The sequence below is a fragment of the Bradyrhizobium sp. Crot121 genome, from assembly GCF_059512385.1.
In genome coordinates this window covers 1-2,207 of sequence record NZ_JCAMOR010000200.1, presented here as the reverse complement: position 1 = coordinate 2,207, position 2,207 = coordinate 1, and the positions used below count along the sequence as shown (strand labels likewise).

The window sequence follows — 2,207 nt, the reverse complement described above, 5'->3', positions numbered from 1 at the left end:
CGCATGCGATAGGCACGTTCGGCATCGTGCTTATGATCGGCGGCAACATTCCTGGGCGCACCAAGGTGCTGTCGGCCTATCTCTTCGACTATGTCCAAGCCTCGCGCTGGCGCGAAGCAAGCTGGCTTGCCGGGGCCATGGTGATGTTCGCCTTTGCGGTAATCCTCACCTTAACCTTGATCGACAAATACAGCGGAAGGAGGAGCAGGTGAGGATAGCCACGCCAGGCCGGATTGACATTGCCTTCAGCGGCAGTATCGCCGGCTTCTCGCGCGATACGCAATTCAGCGTACCCGCCAAAGGCGTGACGGCGATTTTCGGCCCACCAGGCTGCGGCAAGACCACGCTGGCGCGCTGCATCGCCGGCCTAGAGCCTTTGCCAAATGGTTTTTGCGCCATCGACGGCGAGGTGTGGCAGGATAGGACGACCTTTCGCCCACCCCATCTGCGTCCCATCGGCTATGTGTTTCAGGAGCCGAGTCTTTTTCCTCATTTGTCGGTCAGGCGCAACTTGCTTTACGGTGCGCCCAAACCGAAGCCAACGCCGATCGCGTTTGATGAGGTGGTCGAACTGCTCGAGATAGCTCCGTTGCTCGACCGCTCTCCCTCACATCTGTCCGGCGGCGAGCGGCAGCGCGTCGCCATGGGTCGCGCGCTGTTGTCTCAGCCCAGACTGCTTGTGATGGACGAGCCGCTTGGCGCGCTCGACCGCTGCGCCAGACGTGAGATTCTGCCGATCATCGAGCGCCTGCCCGAGAAGCTCGCGCTGCCGATGATCTACATCGGCCATGACATGGCGGAGATCGAACATTTTGCCGATTATCTCGTCATGATGGAGCGCGGCGTAGTGACCGCGGCCGGACCGCTGCAAGTCTTACAGAGAGATCCCGCGCTGCCGCTAGCGGCAAGCCGCGAAGCCGCCGTCAGCCTTGATGCCGTTGTCAGCGGCTATGATGGGCGCTATGGGCTACTCATTCTCCGCCTCAAAGGGGCGCGGCTGTTGGTGCCGGCGCCGCCGTTTGCACCCGGCGTGCACCAACGGCTGCGCATTGGAGCGAGCGACGTCAGCGTGGCGCGCGAGGCGCCACGCGCAGGCTCCATGATTAATGTCTTTCCGGCGCGCATCAGAGCCTGTTTGCCGCTCGGCGCGGCTGAGATCACGCTGGTTCTTGCGCTCGGCACCGGGGGCTCGGGCACGGAGATTTTGGCCCGCATCACGCGTTTCTCCTTTGATTCCCTTGGGCTAAAGGATGGGATGGACGTATTCGCGCAGCTCAAGCACGTCTCGCTGCTCTCGGCCTCTGAACCGCCATTGCAAATCGTGACGACCTCCAGGCCAGCAGCAGATCCTGGGCAGGCAAGCGCCGCGGCGTGAAACGAGCAAGCTCGCTCGAGAGGCGAGCGGCATCATCTTGAGGCTACATTTCATTGTGCCACGCAGGCGGAGTTGAAGAGGCCGATATCGCAAGCCGGACGAGGCGGCCGAGCCATTGGACGGGGCACGCTGGCAACCTATGTGCGTGTCAAGCAAAGGCCCGCGCCATGTTTCTCGAACCGCACGCCGATTGCTGGGATGAGAAGCAAGAGCCGCCGCGGCTAACGCGTTCCCAGTGGCGTCCGGATTTCCCGATGAGGCTTGCCGATTGATCCTCATCAATTCAGTTCTGACCCTGTTTGTGGTCGGAAATGCAGGAGCGGCGGAGGTCGACGCGGCGGTCGCCGCGAACTTCACCGCGCCGGCCAAGGAGCTGCAGCGCCGTTTAAGCCGAAGACCGGGCGAGGCCAAGCTTTGGCGCGAGCGGACAGCTTACAGCCAGGTGACGCAACGGGCGCCCTTTGAGCTATTTCTCCGCCCGACGAGGCCGCCCGAGCAATCTGGTCGAGAACGGTCTTGCGTTCAGGAAAGCCGGTTCACCTATGCGACCTATAATCTCGTGCTGTGCAGTTCAACTCCGAAGTTCGTGAACGAGGCTTTCGCAAAACCTCGATCCATAATCCGGCTGCTGCGCGTTATAGCGCAGCCACTGAGCACGCTGTGAAAGCGCTCGGCGCCTGTGAATTGACGCAGCCGAAGCTGGTCGCGGGATCCTCGCATCTCCCTGGGCCGGAAGCACCCCTCACCTTCCCGCTCTCGTGGGGGGACACGCGCTCTCTTTCGTGGTCAAGCCGCTCCGGAAGGCCTCCGTTACCAAGCTGGCTTGCCGCCG

General features: G+C 62.3%; 2 protein-coding genes and 1 pseudogene. All 3 read left to right on the top strand.

The window, feature by feature from the left end; translation table 11 throughout:
- Positions 1 to 212, top strand: a pseudogene (locus AC5ZGW_RS45890) (molybdate ABC transporter permease subunit); the annotation flags it as partial.
- On the top strand, positions 209 to 1,375 hold the full coding sequence (modC, locus tag AC5ZGW_RS45885; protein ID WP_130231848.1) for a molybdenum ABC transporter ATP-binding protein: 1,167 nt from the start codon (positions 209 to 211) through the stop codon (positions 1,373 to 1,375). The pseudogene AC5ZGW_RS45890 and the gene modC, both read left to right, overlap by 4 nt.
- Positions 1,376 to 1,643: 268 nt before the next feature.
- Complete coding sequence (locus AC5ZGW_RS45880; protein WP_051397327.1) at positions 1,644 to 2,039, top strand: type 2 periplasmic-binding domain-containing protein; 396 nt, start codon at positions 1,644 to 1,646, stop codon at positions 2,037 to 2,039.
- Positions 2,040 to 2,207: the final 168 nt, after the last annotated feature.